Source organism: Sorangium sp. So ce363 (genome assembly GCF_051520435.1).
Classification (GTDB): Bacteria; Myxococcota_A; Polyangia; order Polyangiales; family Polyangiaceae; genus Sorangium; species Sorangium cellulosum_B.
The window spans coordinates 12,811,199-12,831,349 of the sequence record NZ_CP150333.1 but is presented as its reverse complement, the minus strand read 5'-3'; the positions used below and the strand labels follow the sequence as shown (position 1 = coordinate 12,831,349).

At 71.3% G+C, this 20,151-nt stretch carries 16 protein-coding genes and 1 pseudogene; 3 read left to right on the top strand and 14 right to left on the bottom strand.

Annotated features, from left to right (window positions below; all coding sequences use genetic code 11):
- Positions 1-23 precede the first annotated feature (23 nt).
- Entirely contained in the window at positions 24-953 is a 930-nt protein-coding gene (locus WMF12_RS48375) for an FHA domain-containing protein (RefSeq protein WP_437743462.1), read from the top strand.
- Between the two features lie 228 nt (positions 954-1,181).
- Complete coding sequence (locus WMF12_RS48370; protein ID WP_437858228.1) at positions 1,182-1,838, top strand: hypothetical protein; 657 nt, start codon at positions 1,182-1,184, stop codon at positions 1,836-1,838.
- A 67-nt stretch (positions 1,839-1,905) separates the two neighbouring features.
- On the opposite strand, the gene WMF12_RS48365 is transcribed toward WMF12_RS48370, so the two are convergent.
- From WMF12_RS48365 to WMF12_RS48310, 12 genes and pseudogenes are all read right to left on the bottom strand, one after another.
- Entirely contained in the window at positions 1,906-2,754 is an 849-nt protein-coding gene (locus WMF12_RS48365) for a mechanosensitive ion channel family protein (protein ID WP_437858223.1), read from the bottom strand.
- 84 nt (positions 2,755-2,838) lie between these two features.
- Positions 2,839-3,495: a hypothetical protein gene (locus WMF12_RS48360; protein ID WP_437858213.1), complete on the bottom strand. Its 657-nt coding sequence runs from the start codon at positions 3,493-3,495 to the stop codon at positions 2,839-2,841.
- A gap of 244 nt (positions 3,496-3,739) precedes the next feature.
- Positions 3,740-4,042: pseudogene (locus WMF12_RS48355) on the bottom strand (hypothetical protein); the annotation flags it as partial.
- Positions 4,043-4,443: 401 nt separating this feature from the next.
- Positions 4,444-6,153, bottom strand: a complete 1,710-nt coding sequence (locus tag WMF12_RS48350) for a cytochrome-c peroxidase (RefSeq protein ID WP_437858206.1) — start codon at positions 6,151-6,153, stop codon at positions 4,444-4,446.
- 376 nt (positions 6,154-6,529) lie between these two features.
- Entirely contained in the window at positions 6,530-6,805 is a 276-nt protein-coding gene (locus tag WMF12_RS48345) for a hypothetical protein (protein ID WP_437858196.1), read from the bottom strand.
- Positions 6,806-7,128: 323 nt separating this feature from the next.
- Positions 7,129-7,983 carry a carbohydrate ABC transporter permease gene (locus WMF12_RS48340; RefSeq protein WP_437743456.1) on the bottom strand — a complete coding sequence of 285 codons (855 nt, stop codon included), beginning with the start codon at positions 7,981-7,983 and terminating at the stop codon, positions 7,129-7,131.
- On the bottom strand, positions 7,980-8,861 hold the full coding sequence (locus WMF12_RS48335) for a carbohydrate ABC transporter permease (protein ID WP_437858180.1): 882 nt from the start codon (positions 8,859-8,861) through the stop codon (positions 7,980-7,982). The genes WMF12_RS48340 and WMF12_RS48335 overlap by 4 nt, the downstream gene beginning before the upstream one ends.
- Positions 8,858-10,186 carry an ABC transporter substrate-binding protein gene (locus WMF12_RS48330; protein ID WP_437858165.1) on the bottom strand — a complete coding sequence of 443 codons (1,329 nt, stop codon included), beginning with the start codon at positions 10,184-10,186 and terminating at the stop codon, positions 8,858-8,860. The genes WMF12_RS48335 and WMF12_RS48330 overlap by 4 nt, the downstream gene beginning before the upstream one ends.
- A complete protein-coding gene (locus tag WMF12_RS48325) occupies positions 10,183-11,292 on the bottom strand; it encodes an ABC transporter ATP-binding protein (RefSeq protein WP_437743453.1) in 1,110 nt (369 codons plus the stop codon). Before WMF12_RS48325 ends, WMF12_RS48330 begins: the two co-directional genes overlap by 4 nt.
- Positions 11,293-11,301: 9 nt before the next feature.
- Complete coding sequence (locus WMF12_RS48320) at positions 11,302-12,105, bottom strand: HAD family hydrolase (protein WP_437858144.1); 804 nt, start codon at positions 12,103-12,105, stop codon at positions 11,302-11,304.
- A gap of 251 nt (positions 12,106-12,356) precedes the next feature.
- Entirely contained in the window at positions 12,357-13,688 is a 1,332-nt protein-coding gene (locus WMF12_RS48315) for an aspartate kinase (RefSeq protein WP_437743451.1), read from the bottom strand.
- Positions 13,689-13,826: 138 nt separating this feature from the next.
- Positions 13,827-15,092: a YkgJ family cysteine cluster protein gene (locus WMF12_RS48310; protein WP_437858123.1), complete on the bottom strand. Its 1,266-nt coding sequence runs from the start codon at positions 15,090-15,092 to the stop codon at positions 13,827-13,829.
- A gap of 465 nt (positions 15,093-15,557) precedes the next feature.
- Between WMF12_RS48310 and WMF12_RS48305 the strand changes: the two genes are divergently transcribed.
- Positions 15,558-17,009: a hypothetical protein gene (locus tag WMF12_RS48305; protein ID WP_437858115.1), complete on the top strand. Its 1,452-nt coding sequence runs from the start codon at positions 15,558-15,560 to the stop codon at positions 17,007-17,009.
- Between the two features lie 75 nt (positions 17,010-17,084).
- On the opposite strand, the gene WMF12_RS48300 is transcribed toward WMF12_RS48305, so the two are convergent.
- Together WMF12_RS48300 and WMF12_RS48295 are read right to left on the bottom strand one after the other, a co-directional pair.
- Complete coding sequence (locus WMF12_RS48300; protein ID WP_437858104.1) at positions 17,085-18,668, bottom strand: MSCRAMM family protein; 1,584 nt, start codon at positions 18,666-18,668, stop codon at positions 17,085-17,087.
- Between the two features lie 251 nt (positions 18,669-18,919).
- A complete protein-coding gene (locus WMF12_RS48295; RefSeq protein ID WP_437743447.1) occupies positions 18,920-19,345 on the bottom strand; it encodes a hypothetical protein in 426 nt (141 codons plus the stop codon).
- Positions 19,346-20,151 lie beyond the last annotated feature (806 nt).

Below are 20,151 nucleotides of genomic sequence, written 5' to 3'. Positions count from 1 at the left end.
CGGCAGCATCTTACGCTGCATCCATGGCGGTCTTGAAGCATGAAGCCCACGGCGTTCGCGTGACGCTCCCGGCGCGCGCGCGGGTCGGCCGAGCGCGCGACTGCGCCGTGCGCCTCCGGGACCGCTGCGCCTCCGGCGAGCACGCCGTCCTGTTCTGGGACGGGGCTCGCTGGTGGATCCGCGACCTCGGCAGCACGAACGGCACGCACGTCAGCGGCCGGCGGCTCACGTCCGCCGAGCGGGTCGCGCTCGACGCGGGGACGGAGCTCGTGTTCGGCGGCGACGCCGAGCGCTGGACCGTGGAGGAGGCCGGAGCGCCCGTCACGAGCGCGCGGGCCGAGCTCACCGGCGAGGTGCGCCCGGCGGAGGAGGGCCTGCTCGCGCTGCCGGACGCCGCCGACCCCCGGGTGACGCTCTTCGAGGATCAGCACGGCGTCTGGCAGATCGAGATCGACGGGAGCACGCGCCCGGCCGTGGATCAGGAGCGCATCGAGGCCGGCGGCGCCTGGGTCCTGCGCGTCCCGCCGCAGGCGCTCGACGCCGTCGTGCCGACGACCGCGTCGAGCGCGGCGAGCCCCAAGCTCCTCGGCCTCACCGTCCTGCGCTTCGAGGTGAGCCACGACGAGGAGCACATCACCGTCGCCCTGGTGCAGGGGGAAAAGGTCATCCAGCTCGCCGCGCGCGCCCACCACGAGCTGCTCCTCATGCTGGCGCGCTCCCGGCTGCGCGACCGGGAGACCGGGCTGCCCCCGGCCGAGCGCGGGTGGCGCTACGTCGATGACCTGCTCGGCAAGCTGCGGCTCGACCTCCATCACCTCAACGTCAACGTCTTCCGCGCCCGCCAGCAGCTCGCGCGCGCGGGCGTGCTCGACGCCGGCTCGCTCGTCGAGCGCCGGACGACGTCGCGGCAGATCCGGCTCGGCACCGAGGCGGTCGAGGTGGTCCGGTACTGAACATCGGGCCGCGGACGGAGCGCGCCGGCCCTCGCGCGTGACCGCCTGTCATCGACGCCGCGGCCGGGAGGATCCAGGTTTCCTTTCGTCGACGCCGGGTGAGGCCGCGCGGGTCGCGCGTCGTGAACACGCACGCGCGACCGCGCCGCCGCCGGAGCGCGGGCTGGGCAGGGCCTGCGCGCTGCGATCGATGCTGTCGTGATCGTCATCCCAGGAGAGAGCGCAACCATGAGCAACGATGCAGACTCAACGTTCGGTGCGCCCGCCGCCGGCGCTTCCATCTCGACGCGCAGCCCGGCGAAGGCCAAACCGGGCTCCGGTGTGACCGACCAGATCCCGCCGGACGTGAGGCTCAGGATCTTTTCGAACGCGGATCTCGTCCGGATCGTGGCCCTCGGGAGCAACGGTGTTTCCAATGGCCAGCTCACCTTCCAGGCGCAGACGGAGTACTGGCGGTGGGCGAACACGCTCACCTTCTCGAACACATTGACCTTCACGTCCGAGGTGATCCCGAGCTTCACGGCGCCGGCGCTCGACGCGTTCCTGGACGTCGTGAGCCCGAGCAACCAGTTCACGGCCCCCCGGAACCCGACCCAGGGCGACTGGACGCAGGGGACGCGCTCCGTCCCGGGGACCCGCACCGGGTACCTTTACCGGTTGCCGAGCCCCGACGACAGCCAGATGAAGATGGGAGTCCTGTTCGAGAAGGACAACCAGACATCGGCCCTGATGGCGGCCGCCTGGTACGTGAATACGCAGGCGCCGAGCAACGGCCTTGCGTTCAACAAGAAGATCTTCACGCGCACGCTGACCCGGGTGAGCGGGACGCACCCGAACGCCATCGAGGTGGGCACCTGGTATTATCTCCTGATGGGCACGCCCTGACCTGGCGCAGGGGCGAGAGGCGGCGCGGCGGGGTCGCCTCCGGGCCCTCTCGAACGCGCGCGCCGCCTCAGAGGAACGGGGTAGAGCGCCGCTCCGGCTCGCGAAGGGGGATATGCAGCTCGCGCTGGGGAATCGGGACGACGATCCCCTCGGCGTCGAGCCGCTCCTTGAAGTGGCGCGTGAGCTCGAGCCGCGCCGGGAAGAAGTCGGCGGGGAGGGTCCAGGCGCGGACGAGCAGGTTGACCTTCTCGTCCGCGAGCTCGACAACGTCGACCGACGGCGCCGGCTCCGGCAGCACGCGCGGCTCGTTCGAGAGGACGTCCCGCAGCGTGGCGATGGCGTGAGCGATGTCGGCGGTGGCGCTGACGCCGATCGTGAGGTCCATGCGCCGGCGCTGCGCCCGGGTGAAGTTCTGGATCTTGGCGGACCGGACCTTGGAGTTCGGCAGCGTGATCGGGACGCCATCGAAGCTCGTCAGCTTGGTCTGGAACACGTCGATGGCGTCGACGACGCCGGAGGTCCCGTCGACCTCGATCGCGTCGCCGACATCGAACGGACGGAGCACGAGCAAGACCAGCCCGGCGGCCACGTCCGACAGCGTGTCCTTGAGGGCGAGGCCGATGGTCAGACCCGCGGCGCCGAGCACGGCGAACAGGCTCTTCGTGTCCACGCCGAAGCGCTCGAGCACGGCCATGGCGGTGACCGTCAAGATGGTGAGTCGACTTACGCTGGCCAGCAGGGGAATGAGGGTCGCGTCGACCTGCGTCCATTTCTTGCCGAGCGACCGCACGCTCCGCGCGGCCCAGGCCGCGGCCGTCCACCCGACGACCGCGATGAACAGCGCGCCCGAGACGCCGGGCCCGTGGCTCTCCAGGAGCTCGATAGGCGTGCCCCACGTCGGAATCCCCTGCTCCACTGCGCATCCTCCTCGGCTTCGACGCAGCGCGCGACGCCGCGCGCGGCCCAGCGCCGGGGTGTCTCCGCGCGCGGCCGGCGGGAGTCAACCCGCGAACGTGACGAGACGGCGGAGCCGCTGCGCCGCGAGCTCCATGCCGTTCACGAGGCCCCGGAGGAGGTGGGCGGCGACGTCGTCCTTCGCCGCCCGCGTCGCGCGCATCGGGCGCGCCGCGAACCACGCGAGCTCGTCGGCGACCGCCTCGACCAGAGGCCTGCGCATCGACAGCCAGCGCGCGCACCACGCGGCGAGGGGCGTGTCGCCCTCCACGGTCGCGACGTACTGGAGCAGCTCGACGAGGTCGACGCCGTGCCGCATCCCGAGGAGCGTGCCGCGGTAGGACCTCTCGGTGCTGAGCAGGTGATCGGCGAGGTGATCGCGCAAGGCCGAGAAGGCCTCTCCCACCATGCTGCCGCCCGCGCTGACGGGCAGCCCGCGCTCGCGGAGGAGCGGGCGGACCTCCGACAGCGCGGCCTCCGCGTGGGTCGAGACCGCCCGCATGGCGTGCGCCGGCGGCACATCGCCGAGGCGCTCCGCCTCGATCCGCGGGTGGATCATCGCCGAGCGCTCCGTCTGAAACAGCTCCCGGACAAGGGTCGTGAGGAACGCGCGCCCTCTCCGGCTCTCTACCTGCGGCCCGGACTCGTCGCCCAGCAGGCCGCCCTCGCCATTCGTCGCTCCGTTGCTCTGAAGTTCCTGCATGGTCGCCCCCTCTCCTCTTCTCGCCGGGGCGTCAGGACCCGCTCGCGGCGCGCCGCGCTCCGGTCTTCGCCCCCGAGGTCGTCTTGCGTGAGGCCCCCACCCCGCCGCGGCGGGCCGTGCCCTGCGCGGCGCGGGAGCGGCCGCTCGTCGACGTGGCCGAGGAGCTGCGCGAGCGAGCGCTGGACGCGGCGCTCTTCCTCGCCCTCGCCGGCGCCTTCTTCGCGGCCGTGGTCCGTCCGGCGCTCGCCGCGGCGTTCCGCTTGCGGGTCGCCGCCGCCTTCTTCGCCGCCGCGCTCCTCGCGGCGGCCGGCCGCGCCCTGGACGCGGCGCCTCCCTTGCGGCCCCCCTTCTTCGCCGGCTCCTTGTTCACTGGCTTGCCCACCCCCGATCCCGACTTCTTCCCCCCGCCGGTCATCTTGTTGACGGTCGCCCAGGCCCGCCGCTCGGCCTCTTCCTCGGAGACCCCGCGCTTCTCGTACCCCTCTTCGATGTGCTCGGCCTGCCGCTTCTGCTTGGTCGTGTAGCTGGATTTGTCGCCTCTAGGCATGGTGCCCTCCTTGCGCCCGCTCCACCTCGCGGGTCGGCAGCTTCGTCGGAAACGCCGGCTCGCCCCGTCGTGAGAGCGTGAGAATCGCGAGATCGTGCGAACGTGCGAACGTGCGGGAACGTGCGGAAACATGCGGGGAAGACAGACCGTGCGTGTGGCCCGGGTCCATCGAGCCGCGATGTCTGTTGCGTTGGTTGCGTCTGTTTCGATGGACGAGCAACGGCTGTGCCGTCGGAGAGCGCGGCGCCAGCCGCTGGCGCGTCCGGGCCGGGCGCCCCGTCACACGCGGTTTCCCCGCTCCGCGGGCGGCCGGGTGATGGGGGCTCGTAGCGTGGCAATCGGCCCCGGATGTCGAGGAACGCCTCGGTCGTACCGCGCGAGGAGCGCGGCGCGCCGGAGGCTCAGAGGGACTCGAGATAGGCGACCAGATCGTCCAGCTGCGCGGGGGTCAGGCCGGAGATGTCGCCGTGATCGTCGCCTCCGCACAGCGGATCGAAGCGATCGTGGAGCGTCGCCGCGCAGCCGTCGTGCATGAACGGGGCGCGCCCGGAGATGCCGAGGAGCGAGGGCACCTGCAACCGCTCGCCCTTGCCCACGTCCTCGTTCCGGTTGTTGGTGAGCATCGGGCCACCGTGGCACTCCGCGCAGCCCACCTGCTTGTCATGGAAGAGCACCTCGCCCCGCGCCACGGCGGCGTCGTCCTCGGGCGGCGACGCCGGGAAGGCGGGCAGGCTGTCGATGTAACGGGCCATCAGGTCGAGCCGCCGGGCGCCGGGCTGCTGGCCGCCCATGCGGGAGACGAACACCTCCCCCATCAGGCCCTCGAGATCCTGCAGATCCCCGCTCCAGTGGAGGGGCGCCGTCTTCAGGATGCCGCCGCCCAGCGCCTGCGTCCGCCGCAGGCCCACCGGATCGAAGTCCCACGTCCGCCCGTCCTCGTGCCCTTCGGGGTGGCACGACGCGCACGCCACGGCGCTCACGCCGTTCGGCGGGCGGTGGAACATCTCGTGGCCGGTGTCTTTCACGCTCGCTCCCGGAAGCGCGATGATGCGCCGGCCGACCAACTCCAGGGCTGCCGGCTCCCGCAGCTGCACGACGATCCCGCCCTGGCCATCGAAGGCCACGGCGACCGGCTGCCCGCTCAGCGCGTTTGCGGTGACCTCCGGGCTGCAGCTGGCCGTCTCGGCGTCGCGCTCCAGATTGTCGACGGTCGCGCTCACGACGGTGCGTCTGCCGGCCGCCACGATGGCCATCCGCGCGCCGTCGGGCGCGACCGCGATGTCGACCGGCAGCGAGACATTCGGGATCGCGGCCGCGGGCAGCGAGGGGATCGATGTGTCAGGAACGTCCGCCGGGTCGATCCTGCTGACCGCGGCGTGCACGATGTTCCCGTCGCAGTCGGCAGACTGGTAATAGCCGCCCGGGCTGAGGGTGACCTTCGACGACATCGCGCGCTGGTGCACCATCAGCGCACCTCCGCCGGCGAGCGGCGCCATGCGCCAGGCCACGGACGGCGCATACTCCGAGTTGGCGAACCCGTTCGAGTAGAAGACGGGGAGCGTGCGGCGCGAGAGCACCGCGCCGTCGGGGCCCACGACCAGCGTCTCCGCGGACCTGAAGCGGCTGACCAGGAGCCGGTCGCCCTCGACCACGACGTCGCGCAGGTCGGGGGCGAGGCGGAGCTTCCGGACGGCGGGGCCGCCGGAGGCCGGGAGCGTCACGAGCTCGCCGCCGGCGCAGGCGACGTGGAGGGCGTCGCGCGAGGCGTCGTAGGCGACCCCGCGCGGCGCGCGGCAGACGTCTCTGCGCGCGATGACCGACCGCGCCTCGACATCGAGGGTCACCACCGCGCCGGCGCGCCGGAGCGCCACGTGAACCCGGCCGCTCGCGTCCTCGACGAGGCGCCCGGGCTCGTCGCCGCGCTCCAGCAGGACCGCCGTCGGCTCGCCGCCCTCGAGATCGACGATCCAGACGCGATCGCGGTCGGCGTCCGCCGCCACCGCCGTGCGACCGTCGCCGGCGACGATCAGCGTTCCGCCGCTGATGGCCGGCGGGGGCACGTCCGCCACCGTGATCTCCTGATCAGGGTCGCCGACAGGGGCCCCGGCCACCGGGGATGGATCCCCCGGGCCGCACGCCGTGAGAGCTGACGAGAAAACGCCCGTGGACAAGAGCCCTGCCACGACAAGAGAACGAGAAAGGCGCAGACGCATGGGTTCCTCCGTTCGCCGCGCGCGCGAGCTCAGCAAGAAGGATTCCAGCCAGATGTCGAGATTTGGACGGCGGCGATCCCCGCGGGCGGCGCGCCGTCCGGAGGTGGGAGCGGGAACGCGTGTTCTCGTGCGAGGCGCGAAGGGCGTCACGCGCCGCGCACGCCGGGGCGGGCGCTCGACCCTGGGGTCGCGACGGCGCCACGGAGGGCGCCGAGCAGCCGGCTGGATGGATGGAGGCCCGAGCTCGCGAGGCCCGAGCTCGGGAGGAAGGCTGTCAGCGATAGGCGCCGTATCCCAGCTCGTGCTCGATCTTGACCAGCTTGTTGTACAGGCCGATCACGAGCAGCGATGGCACCCACTGGCCGATGAAGTTCGCGATCTGCTTCTTGCCGGCCAGCATGAAGCTGGCCGAGAGCGCCATCGAGCCGATCGCCAACCCGAGATAAGCGCCGGACGGAATCCTGCCGGTCCTCTCCTCGATCTTCGTCGTGATCTTGCCCTCTTCCTTCTGGACCATCTGCTTCTGCATCATTGGCTCGGTGGTGGTCATCGTGGCTCTCCTTCCGCAGCGCCTGGCCGGCGCTGCCCTGGCCGGCGCTGCCGCGGCCGGCGGGAGCCGGTGCGACGACCGGGCCAGAAAAAGGGGCGTCCGGACGAGAACAAACCGCGCAGCGCTCTCTTCTGCCGCCGACGCTGCGGCGCGCTGTACCCTCCAGTCGACCCCCGCCGGAGCGAAGCGCAGGGGGCAGCGACAGCGACGATGGCAGGGCTCGATCGCGCCCGACGCTCACTGCCACGTCGATGCACACGCCGGCTGGTAGGCCGCTCGATCGCCGGCCTCCGGCGCCGGGCCTGCCCGGGCGCCCGCGCCGCTCAGATCCGCGCCGTCACCGCGCGCAGGATCTGCCGCTGGGCCGCCGCGAACACGAGGAGCACAGGCAGGCTCAGGATCACGTTGCCGGCCATCACGAGGTGCCAGCGGACCCCTGTCCCCTGCTCCCGGAGGAGGGCGATCGCGAGCGGCAGCGTGCGCACCTGGTCGTCGGTCGTCATGACGAGCGGCCAGAAGTAATCGTTGTAGTGAAAGACGAAGCTGAACAGGAACAGCGCCGAGAGCGTCGGCCGCAGCATCGGGCCGAGGATCAGGTAGACGATCCTGAGCTCGCCAGCTCCATCCATCCTCGCCGCCTCGATGATCTCGTCAGGGACCGAGAGCAGCGCCTGGCGCACGAGGAACGTGCCGAGCGCGCTCACCCCGAAGGGCAGGATCAGCGCCCCGAACGTGTTCACGAGGCCGACCGAGCCGAGCATCGTGAAGACCGGAACGAACGTCACCTGCGCCGGGATGAGGAGGCACGAGAGCACCAGGACGAACGCGGCGCTCCGCCCCACGAACCTCAGCTTCGCGAGCGCATAACCGGCCGGGAGCGCGAGGGCGATCTGCAAGAGCGCGATGGCCGTCGCCATGAGCACGGTGTTGACGAAATACCGCATCACCGGCACCGCCTGGAGCACCTCGCGGTACGCGCCGAGCTGGAGGGCCTGCGGCAAGGGGTAAGCCGGAGCGCGGGTGATCTCGGGCAGCGTCTTCAGCGAGGTGATCGTCATCCACGCATACGGCCCGAGCCACACGATGGCCACCACGACGAGCACGGCGTCCGAGACGAGGCGGCGCGAGCGCGAGTTGAAGAGCCCCGCGCCGGCGCCGCCGCTCTGCCCCGCCGTCACGACGGCCGCCTCGCCTGGCGCGGCGCGCCCGCGCGGAGCGCCCAGAGCTGCAGGACCGTCAACAGGAGCAAAAAGACGAAGAAGATCACGATCATGGCGCTGGCCCGGCCGACCCGCAGGTTCACGAAGACGTGCTCGTAGATCGCGTAGACGAAGAGGGTCGTCGCTTTGACCGGCCCTCCCTGCGTCATCACGCGGATCACGTCGAACGCTTGAAAGGAGAGGATGAGGCTCGTCGTCGCCACGAAGGCGGCGCTCGGACGGAGCAGCGGCCATGTCACGTGGCGGAACCGCCGCCACGGGCCGGCGCCGTCGAGCGCGGCCGCCTCGTGGAGCGCGCGGGGGATGTCCTGGAGGCCGGCCAGGAAGATGACCATGGCATAGCCGGTGATCTTCCAGACGCTCACCGCGGCCAGCGCGAGCAGCGCCGAGCGGGGATCGCCGAGCCAGCTCATCGTCGGCAGGCCGAGCCAGCGGAGCGCGACGGTGAAGAGCCCCTCGGCGTCGAGGATCCACATCCAGAGGAGCGCCACCGCGACCCACGACACGACATAGGCGCTGAACACCGCGCCCCGCACGAAGGCATAGACCGGCCCAGGGCGATCGAGCGCCACCGCCAGCGCGAGCCCCAGGGCGCCGGAGAGCGCCACCACGACGGCGCTGTAGCCGAGCGTGCGGAGCAGGGTGCCGGCGAGCTCGCCGCTCTCGACGAGGACCTCGTAGTTCCGGAGCCCGACGTACCGCGGGGGCGTGAGCAGGTCCCACGCAAAGAAGCTGTTCTTGGCCGCGAGCAGGAGCGGGAACAGGAAGAACACCGCCAGGAAGGCCGCGGTGGGCAGGAGGAGCAGGTAGGGCGAGAGGGGGTGTTTGGGCTTCATCGCTCGCGCGCCGCGCGGACGGCCTCGGAGAGGGTCTCGGCGGCGTCGCGCGGGGCGAGCACCGCCTCTTCGAGCCGGGGCTGCACCGCCTCGCGCTGGACGCGGAACAGGTCCGGAGACCAGGGCCAGGGCGCGGCGTGCGCGAGCTGGTCCACGGCGACGCGGTCGTTCGGGTGCGCGGCGTAGTAGCCGCCCTGCCTGAGCACCTCGAGGCCGCGGCGCGAGACGGGGATGTAGCCCGTCCGCGTCGCGAACGAGTTCGCCTGCTCCGGCTGCATCATCCAGCGCAGGAACGCGAACGCCGCCTCCTGCGCCGCCGGCGCGGCGCCCCGCGGCATCACGAACATCGTCCCGCCCGTGGGCACCGAGGCGCGCACGTCGCGCGGCAGCGGGGCGGCGCCGACCTCGAACTTCCCCGCGCCCGCCTGGCTCGCGTTGTCCTCCAGGTATCGAAGGAACGCGGTCGACGTCCAGATCATCGCGACCCGGCCTGCCAGGAAGTCGGTGTTCGTCACCTGCCACGCGTTGTAATCGCGCCCAGGCGGCGGCTTCATCGTGCGGTCCTCGTGCACGAGGGTCTGCCAGAACCGGAGGGCGCGCACGCCCGCCTCCCCGCCGAGCGTGGGCGTGCCGTCCGGGGCCACGACGTCGCCGCCCGCTTGCCCGACGAGCGCGGCCCAGAACCACCAGTCGACCGGGCACTCGAAGCCCCACCGCCGCGTGCTCTCGCCGTCGCGCACGACGAGCCGCGCGGCCGTCGCGCGGAGCTCCTCCCAGGTCGTCGGCGGCGACAGCCCGAGCTCGCGAAACACATCCCGGTTGTAGTAGGCGATCGGCGTCGATCGGTTGAACGGCAGGCACACGAGCGGGCGCTCGCCGCCGCCCACGAACGTCCCCGACTGGCCGAGGGCCTCGACCACGTCGAGGTCGCCGCCCGGCGCGTCGGCGAGGAATCGATCGAGCGGCTCGAGCACGTCCGCCTCGGCCAGGTAGGGCACCACCTCGCCGACCACGTGCGTCAGGGCGGGCGCCGCGCCCGCCGCGAGCGCGGTCCGCAGCTTGGCGAGCGCCTCGAAGTAGTCGCCCTGGTACACGGCGTCGATGCGGTAGCGGCCCTGCTCGCGGTGGAACTGGTCGACGAGCGACAGGAGCACCTCGCGGTTCTTGCCGCCGTACGCGAACCACAGCGAGGCCTCGGCGCGCGCGTCGACGACGCGCGCGCGCCGCGCGCAGCCGATGGATCCCGCCGCGGCCGCGGCGAGCGACGCGGCGAGCGCCCGGAGCGCGTCGCGCCGCGAGCGCACGGCGCGGCCTTCCCCGTTCATGACGCCGCCCGCGGCGGGGCGATCCGCGCGCCGGAGCCCGCGTCGAACCAGAGCACGTCGCGCGGATCGAGCCGCGCGCGCACCGCCTCGCCCGGCGCGGGCGTCGCGAAGCCGTGCGCCCGCGCCCGCAGCCGCGTCCCGCCCGCGTCGAGGTACAGGAACGTCTCGGCGCCGAGCGGCTCGGCCACGACGACGCGCGCCTCGACCTCCACCTCGCCCTGCGCCCCCGCGTCGCCGTGCGATCCGCGCCCCGGCGCGACGCGCAGGTGCTCGGGCCGCACGCCGGCGATGGCCCGGTCGGGGAGCGCCACCCCCGGCGGAGCGGGCAGCGAGAGCGCCGCGCCCTCGTAGCGCTCGCCGGAGCGCTCGAGCGGGAGGAGGTTGATCGCCGGCGTGCCCAGGAACCCGGCCACGAAGGTGTTCGCCGGCGCCTCGTAGATGGCGCGCGGCGGGCCGACCTGCTGGAGCTCGCCGGCGCGGAGCACGGCGATGCGGTCGCCCATGGTCATGGCCTCGACCTGATCGTGGGTCACGTAGACCGACGTCGTGCCGAGGCGGCGCACGAGCGCCGCGAGCTCGACGCGGAGCTCGGCGCGCAGCGCGGCGTCGAGGTTCGAGAGCGGCTCGTCGAAGAGGAACGCCGCGGGGGCGCGCACGATCGCGCGCCCCATGGCGACGCGCTGGCGCTCGCCTCCGGAGAGCTCGCCGGGGCGCCGCTCTAACAAGTGGCCGATGGCGAGCAGCGCCGCCGCCTCCTCGACGCGGCGCGCCCGCTCCTCCCGCGCGACCCCGCGCATCCTGAGCGGGAAGCCCATGATGTCGCGCGCGGTCATGTGCGGGTAGAGCGCGTAGCCCTGGAAGACCATGGCCACGTCGCGGTCCTCCGGCGCGACGCGGCTCACGTCGCGCCCGCCGATCGAGACCGTGCCGCCGTCGGGGCTGTCGAGGCCCGCGATCAGCCGGAGCGCCGTCGATTTGCCGCAGCCCGAGGGGCCGACGAGGACGAGCAGCTCGCCGTCGTCGACGTCGAGATCCAGGCCGGCGAGCGCGGGGCGCTCGGCGCTCGGGAACCTTCGGGTCAGGCCTCGGAGCGAGAGGGTGGCCATGGCAAGAGCTCAGGTGGCGAGCAGGACGAGCCCGGGGATCGTATCGGCGACCGCGAGCAGCTTGGGGCTCGGGGAGACCGCGACGGGCACCCAGGCCGTCCGGAGCAGGGCGGCGTCGTAGGCGCTGTCGCCGAAGGCCGCGAGCACCGCGAGCTCGGGGAAGATGCGCTCGAGGGCGCGGATCTTCCCCTCGCCGTAGGTCGCGGGCGCGCCGAGCTCGGGGGCGAGCCGGCCCTCGCGGACGGCCGGGGTCATCGCGGCGATGCGCTCGGGCGCGACGCCGAGGCGCGCGACGGCGCGCACGATCACGGCGCGCGGCGACGCCGAGACGACATAGACCGGGACGCCGCGCGAGCGCGCCCAGTCGAGGATCGGCAGCAGCGCGGGCCGGATCCGCCCGGCGTGGCCCCTCTCCTCGAGCACGCGGTCGACGAGCGCCGCGAGCTCGTCCTCGCGCCACCCCGCGAAGGCCCAGGCCATCATCGCGAAGGCCCTGTCCTCCGGGTAGCGCTCGGCGTTGAACGCCGCGTAGAGCGCGCTCGCGATCTCGTGCGCGCCGCCCTCCGCGGCGACGCCGAACGCCTCGGCCTCGCGGCGCAGCGCCGCCTCCGCCTCGGGCCGCGCGCAGCGCCCCGCGAGGAACGCCTCGAAGAGGTCGACGCCCACGTCCCCTTCCCAGAGGGTGCCGTCCGCGTCGAACGCGAGCGCGGGGGGCGTGGCGTACGTGCCGTGCGCGGCCTCGATCCGCCGCAGGATGTCCGTCGTGCTCTCGCGCGGGATCGTCGCGCTGCCGTCGAGGTGTGCCGCCGTCATGGTCTCCCCGGGGCCGGACGCCTGGTCCGACCGAGGCCTACGCCTACTGCGGCGCCCGCGTCGCGTCACGCCTGTCAACGTCGCGTCACCCGGCAGGAACACCGATCACGTCGAGGATCCGGGAGAAAACAACAGGGAGACGGGGAGGCGAGGAGGAAGAGAAAGAAGATAAAAATCTCCCCGTCTCCCCGCCTCCCTGTGAAATCTCTCCTGTTTCTCGAGGTTCAGTCGGTTCGCCGCGCCAGGGGACGTCACCGCGCCTTCTCGAAGAGGGAGTGGTGCAGGACGCCGACCGCGGAGGCGACGTGCGCGTCCTCGATGACCATCGACAGGTTGACGCTGCCCGTGGCGTAGCTGAGCATCTCGACGTTGACGCCGGCCTGGGCCATCGCGTCGAGCACCTGCGCGGCGACGCCCTTCTGCCTGGGCATGCCCTGGCCGACGATCACGAGGGTCGTCCGGTTGGGCAGGACCTCGCAGGCGCCGAACTGCTCGAGCTCGGGGAGCGCGCGGCTGAGCTTCCCGAGGTCGTCGGTGGTCATCGAGATCGAGACCTCGGACGTGGTGATCACGTCGATCACGACCTCGTGCCGGGCCAGCACGGCGAGCACCTGCGCGAGGAAGCCGACCTCGCCGAACATCCGGGTCGAGCTGATCTTGAGCACGACCTGCCGCTCGCGGTAGGCGATGCAGGTCACGGCCGGGGACGCGGCGTCGGTGTCGAAGTCGATGACCGTGCCGGGGTGGTCCGGCCGGTTCGTGTTGAGCACCCGCACCGGGATGCCCCTCTCCATGGCGGGCAGGAGCGTGGAGGGGTGCAGGACGCGGGAGCCGAAGAACGCGAGCTCCGCGGCCTCTTCGAAGCGCATCGTGGGGATGTTCCGGGCCGTCTTCACGACGCTCGGGTCGGCGGTCATCACGCCGTCGGTGTCGCTCCAGATCTGCGCCTCCTCGGCGCCGAGCCCCGCCGCGACCAGCGTGGCCGTGAGGTCGCTCCCGTTGCGGCCGACGGTCGTGATCTCGCCGGCCTCGTTGCGGCCGACGAAGCCGGTGACGATCGGCACGATCCCCTCGGGGACGCGCTCGGCGAACATGGCCTTGATCCGGGCGTCGAAGCCGGGCAGCGGGCGCGCGCGGCCGAAGTTCGCGTCGGTGATGAAGCCGAGGTCCCAGACGTCGTAGGCGCGGGCCGGCACGCCGCTCCTCGCGAAGAAGTCCGCGATGCACCGCACGGCCATGCGCTCCCCGAAGCTCGCGATGTAGTCGAGGCTCCTCGGGCTGAGCTCCTTGACGAGGCTGATGCCGCGCAGGAGATCGGCGATCTCCTCGTAGAAGGGCGCGAGGAGGTCGGGCGCGCAGCCGAGCGACTCGGAGACCGCGCGCTGCTTGTTCACCGGGACGGAGGGATCGAACCGCCCCGTGGCGGCGGCCTTGGCGGCGTTGATCAGCGCGTCGGTCATGCCCTTGTGAGCGGAGCTCACCACGACGGGGCGGCGGGCCAGGCGAGCTCTGACGATGTGAAGAACCTTCTCGATCTGCGCGCGGCTCTCGACCGAGCTGCCGCCGAACTTCATGACGATCATGCGCGTGCCTCCATGGGCCAGCTGGCCCGGTGGGCGCGAGAATAGTCGCGGTCGGCGGTGAAGCGAGCCCGGCCTGACGTTGACGCGAGGTGCTAAGAGCCTGTCTCGGTAGCCGACCCAACCAGGCGGGCGATGGGCCTATGCCTCGGTCGCCAGGAGGGCCCGGAAGCTCTCGCGCTTCGTGAGCAGGAGCCAGCGCAGGTTCTTCATGAGCGTGCCTTGCTCCGAGAGGGCCGCGTGGCTCAGGAGGACGAGCTCGGCGACGCTGATGCCCTCCCGCACGTCCTCCAGGGAGACCTTGACCCTGCCATCCGCCGCGGCGCGGCAGCGGGCGAAGCGGGAGATCACGACGGTGGCCAGCGAGAGGTCGAGCACGGCCGCCAGGAGGTGCCTCGGCGCCGAGAAGATGTGCCGGCGCTGGAGCACGAGGCGCAGGTAGTCCTTCACGGCGGCCCCCTCGTCGCCGGCGAGGAAGCGATCGACCGTGCTCACCCGCTGGAGCTTGAACGGCCTGGGGACGAACATCATATCGACGGTGCCTCTCCCGAGCATCCAGGCGGCCTTGTTCCCGAAGCTGCGCAGCGCCTGGAGCTCCGTCCACGAGGCCTTCTCGACCCGGTGGGGCTCGCGGACCCGCGACGGATAGCAGAGGTTGCCGAGGAGATAGGCGAACAGCACCCGCGCATAGAAAGAGGGCTTCTTGCGGGGCGCGAGCGGCTCGGGCTCCTCCTTGCCGGCCTGCCCGAGGGCGGCGTCGGCCGAGGCGTCCGTCGCGCGCCCTTGGCCCTGGGGGAGAGCGCGCTCGAAGGCCGCCGTCCAGTCGTAGAGCCGCGCCAGCGTCGACGCCGGCGACGCGCCGGTCGCGAGCTGCTCTTCCCAGTGCCTCGCGGCGCGCAGATACAGCGGCTGGGGGAGGATCACGCCGCTCAGCGTCGCCAGCGCCGTCGACATCCGCTCCGTGTCGCCTCGCTGCTGGAGCTTCGCCTTGAGCTGGCGATCCACGGGCTTGCCGTAGTTGTCGCGGATCGACGGGCACAGCTGGGAGAGCTGCGCGACGACGACATCCTTCTCGTCGCGGACGAACCCGAACGGGAACGCCTGGCACGACTTCGGGATGTACTCGTGGCCGAACCGCTTCTGCATGCTGCAGAGCATGTCGTCGTCGAGGAAGACGCACTGGAGCTGGCGATCCCGCTCCCGCACGGGCAACACGCCGCGCCCGATGACGAGGGCCCCCTCTTCCCCGACGCGCTCCCGCACCCAGGGCTCGGCGAGGTACCGCCTGGCTTCGTCGCCGCTGAAGCGGATGTTCCACGGCATCCGGCAGCACCGAGCTGGGCAGTCGCGGCACTCGAACTTCTGATTCGGGGGGTGGCTCGAGGGAGCGATGAGCTTCGTCGCCATGGGGCGGCGGGACCATACAACGCCACGGAGATCGGCGCTCGATCCGGCGCTCGATCACCGCGTGCCGCGTGTCCATCGCGCCCGGCGTGGCGCAGCGAGCCAGTGGGCTCAGGCGTGGCGACGGCGATCGGCGAGACGACGATCGACAAAAAGACAGCGCCGCCGGGGCCTCAGGGGGGCGAAGGCCACGCCGGCGGCGCTGCCTCCCATGAAGCACTGACCGTGCCATCCGGACGACCCCTAGGTAGCACCCCGAATTGCGGCCATGCGTCAGGGACATCCCCTACAGGTTTCGTTTTTGAAACGTCACGGTCTCAGCATTGAACGATTGTAAGGGTTCTTTTCTTACCACCGCATTTCGTTCCGGACGTAACAATTCCAGTCAATCCAGGCTCTTTTTGCTGTTGTCGCAAGTTTTGCTGCGTTCCGTGGTCGAGCGCTGTACCTCTCTTTCAGGAGAACGACATGCGACTTGCTCTTCCCCTGTCAGCGGTCACAGCGATGTCTCTCGCGCTCGCCGCCTGCGGCGACGACGACGAGATCTCTCCGTTGGGAGCGGCGTCCAGCGCAGGCGGCCAGGGCGGCCAGGGCGGTGACGGCGGCGAGGGCATCGCGCCGGACGGGAAGGCGGACGGCGCGGCCTGCGCGGTCAACGAGGACTGCCTCGGCGGGCTCTGCTTGACCGAGGAGGAGTTCGGCTGGGCGGGCGGCTACTGCACAAGGCTCTGCGACACGGCGCTCTTGCCCTGCGGTGAGGGCTCCGAGTGCCTGCCGCAGGGCAGCTTCTCGCTCTGTCTCAAGTCCTGTGAAGAGACGTCCGACTGCGGGAGGGCGGGGCATACGTGCGTCGACGTGACCGACGACGGGTGGACGATGTGCTTTGGCGGCTGCGACGACGACGCGCAGTGCAAGAGCGCCTGCGACGAGGACTCCGCGTTCTGCGTCTCGACGGGTGAGATCTGCGACAGCGCCGAGGACGAGGACAAGGACGGCCTGCAGGACTGCGAGGAGCGCGACTGCTCGACGAAGGCAGCGTGCGTCGAGGGCGTCGCCGCGGCGTGCGCGGAGGCCACCGACGTCTCGGAGGGCGGGAGGTACACCGGCACGACGGAGGCCGGCACCAACCTGTTCGCGGCGCTCTGCCCTGGTATCACCACGTCCGTCACGGGCACGGGCATGCGAGAGCGGGTCTTCCGGTTCGTCGCGCCGGCGAAGGGCGCGGTCCAGATCGCCGCGACGGCGACGGCGCCGGAAGCCGACTTCGACTGGTACATCCGGGAGAGCTGCGACGACGAGGCGACGCTGCTCGGCTGCGTCCCTGCGTTCGCACCGGAAGACGCCCCGCTGGAGCTCCTCACCGAGGCCGGTCAGACCTATTTCATCTTCATCGAGGGCAAGAACGGGATGGACGCGTCGTATACGCTCGACGTGTCCTTCGCGGAGGAGATCTGCGGGGACGGAGCGCGCGTCGGCACGGAGGAGTGCGACGACGGAGACGCCGTGGATGACAACGTGTGCAGCGGCGAGTGCAAGGTGAACCTGGAGCCCCTGTGCGCGGCCGCGGCGACGCTCACGGAGGCAACGACGGTGGGCGACACCTCCGAGGGCACGCAGGGCGTCACGGCGTCGTGCGGCGGCGAAGGCGGGGAGCGCGTGTACCGGTATACCCCGGAGGAGAGCGGCGACCTGACGATCACCGCGACGCCGGAGGGCCACGCCGATGTCGTCCTCTACGCGCGCAGCGACTGCGCAGACCAGGGCAGCGAGCTCGCCTGCGTGGATGATCCCTTCGAGTCCGGGTGGCCCGAGTCGATCACGGTGAAGGCGACGGCAGGCCAGCCGATCGACATCTTCGTCGACAGCTACAACGCCGCCTCCTCGGGGCCGTTCACGCTGACCATCACCCCGGCGGAGTGACCTGAAAACGCGGACCGGCCGTCCAGGAGGCTCCGCCTCCGGACAGCCGGGAGATCGCCGCTGGCGCTGCCCTCGCTACCGCAGCGGGAGATCGGCCTCCTTGCCCTTCATGCTGGGCAGGTCGATCACCTGGAGATCCGCCGTCATGACCTCGCCCGGCTTCACTTGCACGCCGGTCCCGATGCTCGTCGACTCGACGTTGATGATGTAGCCGCCGGTCGGGAGCCCGGACGCGCGGAACGAGCCGTCCTCCGCGGTGACGGGGTAGAACATGCCGATCGCGCCGTCGTCCCCGATCTGGGTGGCCATCATGAGGCGAGCCCCCGGGAGCGGCTTGCCGCCCACCGTGACGCGGCCGCGGATCTCCCCGGTGCCCCGGGGCGCAAAGGAGATGTCATGCTGCGTGGTCTTCCCCTCCTCGATGCCGACCGCCGCGAGCATCACCTCCTCGCCTCGCCGCATCATGATGCGGAGCTCGCCGGGCGGGACCTGGTCGAAATTGAAGCTGCCATCCTCGTCGCTCACCGTGTTCACGAAGCCGATCGGGCGGTGCATGAGCGTGAGCCGGGCGCCGGCGACGGGCTTGCCCTCGGCGTCTCGCGCCACCCCGGAGAGGCTGCCGCCGGGCGACATCACGAGCTTCACCGGCTTCAGGCCGTCGCAGCCCGCGATCTCGATCTCGGTCGAGCTCACGGCGTTGCTGCCGTCATAGCCGCGGACGACGATCGTGCCCTTCGGCACGTGCGGCAGGCTGAAGGAGCCGTCGTCCTCGGTCTGCGCCTGCGCGGCGGCCTCCATGGACAGGCTGCTCAGCTCGCCGACGGCGAAGAGCGACTCGGCGTCCACGTACACCCCGGGCAGCGGAGCGCCGGACGAGTCCACCGCCTGCCCGCTCAAGGTACATCCCTTCGAGAGGGTCAGATCCATCTTCTCGACGTCTCCGGCGCGCACATTGACGTTCGTGGAGAACGCGGGCGCGAACTCCGCCGCCGTCGCCCTGACGACGACGTCCCACGAGGGCAGCTGATCGACGCGGAACGAGCCGTCCGGGCTCTCGAACGTGCGAGAGAACAGGGGCGGCGTCGCCGGCGTCTCCGCCGTCACGGCCGAGAGGATGTCGATCGAGAAGCGGCGCACGGGCTCGCCCCGCTCGTCCAGCACGCGCCCCTCGATGACGCCGCTCTTCGGCAGCACGAGGCTCACCGCCTCGCCGGGGCGCGCCGTGGTCGACGTGGTCCCGTACCCATCGACGCTCGCGCTCAGCTGATAGGTGCCGTCCGGGAGCGTGAGCTCGAACCGCCCTCCATCGTCGCTCTTCACGGAGCCCGCGGTCGAGAGCACGTTGCCGGCGACCTCGAAGGTCATGGCGACGACGGTCGCTCCGGCGAGGGTGTTCCCGTCCGTGCCATAGACGAGGCCGCTGATCGTGGGCCGCGCCTCCTCCTTCGCCGCCGGCGCCGGGCCGCGCACGAGCGCCCTGTTGCGGTAACGGACGTGCTTCTCGGCCCCGGCGGCCGGGCCACTCACCCCGGCGGTCTGCTCGTCCCCGGAGCGGAAGGCGAGGAAGAGGGCGACGCCGGCGAGGGCGGCCAGGAGCAATCCGGCGGCGATCCACAAGGGCCGGCGCGAGGGGTTCCGTTGCGACGAACTCGGTTGCATCATTGTTCCTCCAGACAAGTTGACCTGGCTAGAGCCCCGCGGCCGGGAGCTCGGCAGAGGCGGAGAAGAGAAAGGGGCCGCCGGCGTTCCGCCGGCGCCCCCTCCCCAATCCGCACGACGCGATCGACGAGCGCCTCCCCGACCTGCCCGGGGCCGTTACTATGGGCTTTCTGCAGGGAGGCTCTCGCCGATCGGTCGGACGCCGGGCGCCGTCTCAGAGCCCAGTGAAGACCGGTCTCAAAGGCACGCCGTCAGTAGCAGTGCGGGGCGTACGTGACCGGCACGGGCATCGACAGCGCGGAGTAGAACTGAATCGTGGCCTTGATCGTGCCGGTGAAGTCGTCCTCCATTCCCACGAAGTTGCAGATAGGCGCCTTCTGGAGCCGTGAGGTGATGCCGGTGCTGGGCGGGAACGCCACGGTGCTGGGCGGGATCGGCACAGAGGGCAGGAGCGAGATGCTCCCGTCCGTGAAATAGAAGGAGTTCCAGTCGCAGTCGTTGCTCCCGATCGTCGTCTGCTGGCGAAGGAAGATGTTGGCGGCAACGGCGGCGCCCGGGGCCGCCACGACTCCCCACTTGCACACGTAGCCGCACTCATCGTTGAACGGGGTGCCCGCCTGCTCGGCCAGCTGGCAGACGGTCGTACCGACCGGCACCTTCCTCAGGCCGGTCTTCATCGACACGTTATAGATACAGTCGTTCCGGATGGCCAAGGCGCTGCCCGAGATCGACGTGACGGTTGCGAAAGCGAGCACCCAACGAGCGAAATTCTTCATGAGAAATACCTCCGAGGAATCGAATCTGTGGTGAAGTTTGATGCAGATACCTATCCAGATCGTCACCCAAGGGATGCAATCCCCCGGGGCCAGCGCCAGGAGAGCGGTGCCCCGACGGGAGCGACGCACGTCGTCGTCGTCCCGTCACGGTCACGCTCCCGGAGGAACCCGCCCCGAGGTCATGACGCGAACAACAGGAGACTATTCTCCCCGCGGTCTCACGCAAGCACTTTTGACTGGCATCTTTCCGGTCAAAAACAGGACGGAGTTAGAACCAGGGAGAATACCGGCACTCCTCGACAATAAACTCATGTCCTCTGCCTCGAACGCACCCCGCGGGCTCCTACATCCAGCCGAAGTATCACGCACCCGCGCGATAGAGGCGATGTACGGCGGCGCCGCGAGGCGCGGCCGAGGGCGGGAATCGCCGGGCAACGCCAGGGCGGGCGCGCGGCGCGCGGCGTCGGACGCGCGGGCGAGGCACAAGGCAGCTCCGTGCCGCCCGCGGCGCTCGATCTACCTACCTACCGACGCTTGTGGGTATGGCCCCCCCATGCGGCTCCGATGAGCACCGCGGAGCCACACCGCGCGGCAGCGCGACGGAGCGCGGCAGTCTCGCGATGATGGGATATCGAGACATCGAATCAAATCATCGCGCGGCGGCGGGTGCGTCCCGGCCTCCCGGCGGCGCGCGGCGCGCGGCGGCG

What these genes read in the sequence shown, in the direction of transcription:
- WMF12_RS48300 (WP_437858104.1), bottom strand. Translation starts at nt 18,668, where the DNA reads ATGCAACCGAGTTCGTCGCAACGGAACCCCTCGCGCCGGCCCTTGTGG.
- WMF12_RS48295 (WP_437743447.1), bottom strand. Translation starts at nt 19,345, where the DNA reads ATGAAGACCGGCCTGAGGAAGGTGCCGGTCGGTACGACCGTCTGCCAG.
- WMF12_RS48325 (WP_437743453.1), bottom strand. Translation starts at nt 11,292, where the DNA reads ATGGCCACCCTCTCGCTCCGAGGCCTGACCCGAAGGTTCCCGAGCGCC.
- WMF12_RS48335 (WP_437858180.1), bottom strand. Translation starts at nt 8,861, where the DNA reads ATGAAGCCCAAACACCCCCTCTCGCCCTACCTGCTCCTCCTGCCCACC.
- WMF12_RS48360 (WP_437858213.1), bottom strand. Translation starts at nt 3,495, where the DNA reads ATGCAGGAACTTCAGAGCAACGGAGCGACGAATGGCGAGGGCGGCCTG.
- WMF12_RS48330 (WP_437858165.1), bottom strand. Translation starts at nt 10,186, where the DNA reads ATGAACGGGGAAGGCCGCGCCGTGCGCTCGCGGCGCGACGCGCTCCGG.
- WMF12_RS48315 (WP_437743451.1), bottom strand. Translation starts at nt 13,688, where the DNA reads ATGATCGTCATGAAGTTCGGCGGCAGCTCGGTCGAGAGCCGCGCGCAG.
- WMF12_RS48375 (WP_437743462.1), top strand. Translation starts at nt 24, where the DNA reads ATGGCGGTCTTGAAGCATGAAGCCCACGGCGTTCGCGTGACGCTCCCG.
- WMF12_RS48320 (WP_437858144.1), bottom strand. Translation starts at nt 12,105, where the DNA reads ATGACGGCGGCACACCTCGACGGCAGCGCGACGATCCCGCGCGAGAGC.
- WMF12_RS48305 (WP_437858115.1), top strand. Translation starts at nt 15,558, where the DNA reads ATGCGACTTGCTCTTCCCCTGTCAGCGGTCACAGCGATGTCTCTCGCG.
- WMF12_RS48310 (WP_437858123.1), bottom strand. Translation starts at nt 15,092, where the DNA reads ATGGCGACGAAGCTCATCGCTCCCTCGAGCCACCCCCCGAATCAGAAG.
- WMF12_RS48370 (WP_437858228.1), top strand. Translation starts at nt 1,182, where the DNA reads ATGAGCAACGATGCAGACTCAACGTTCGGTGCGCCCGCCGCCGGCGCT.
- WMF12_RS48345 (WP_437858196.1), bottom strand. Translation starts at nt 6,805, where the DNA reads ATGACCACCACCGAGCCAATGATGCAGAAGCAGATGGTCCAGAAGGAA.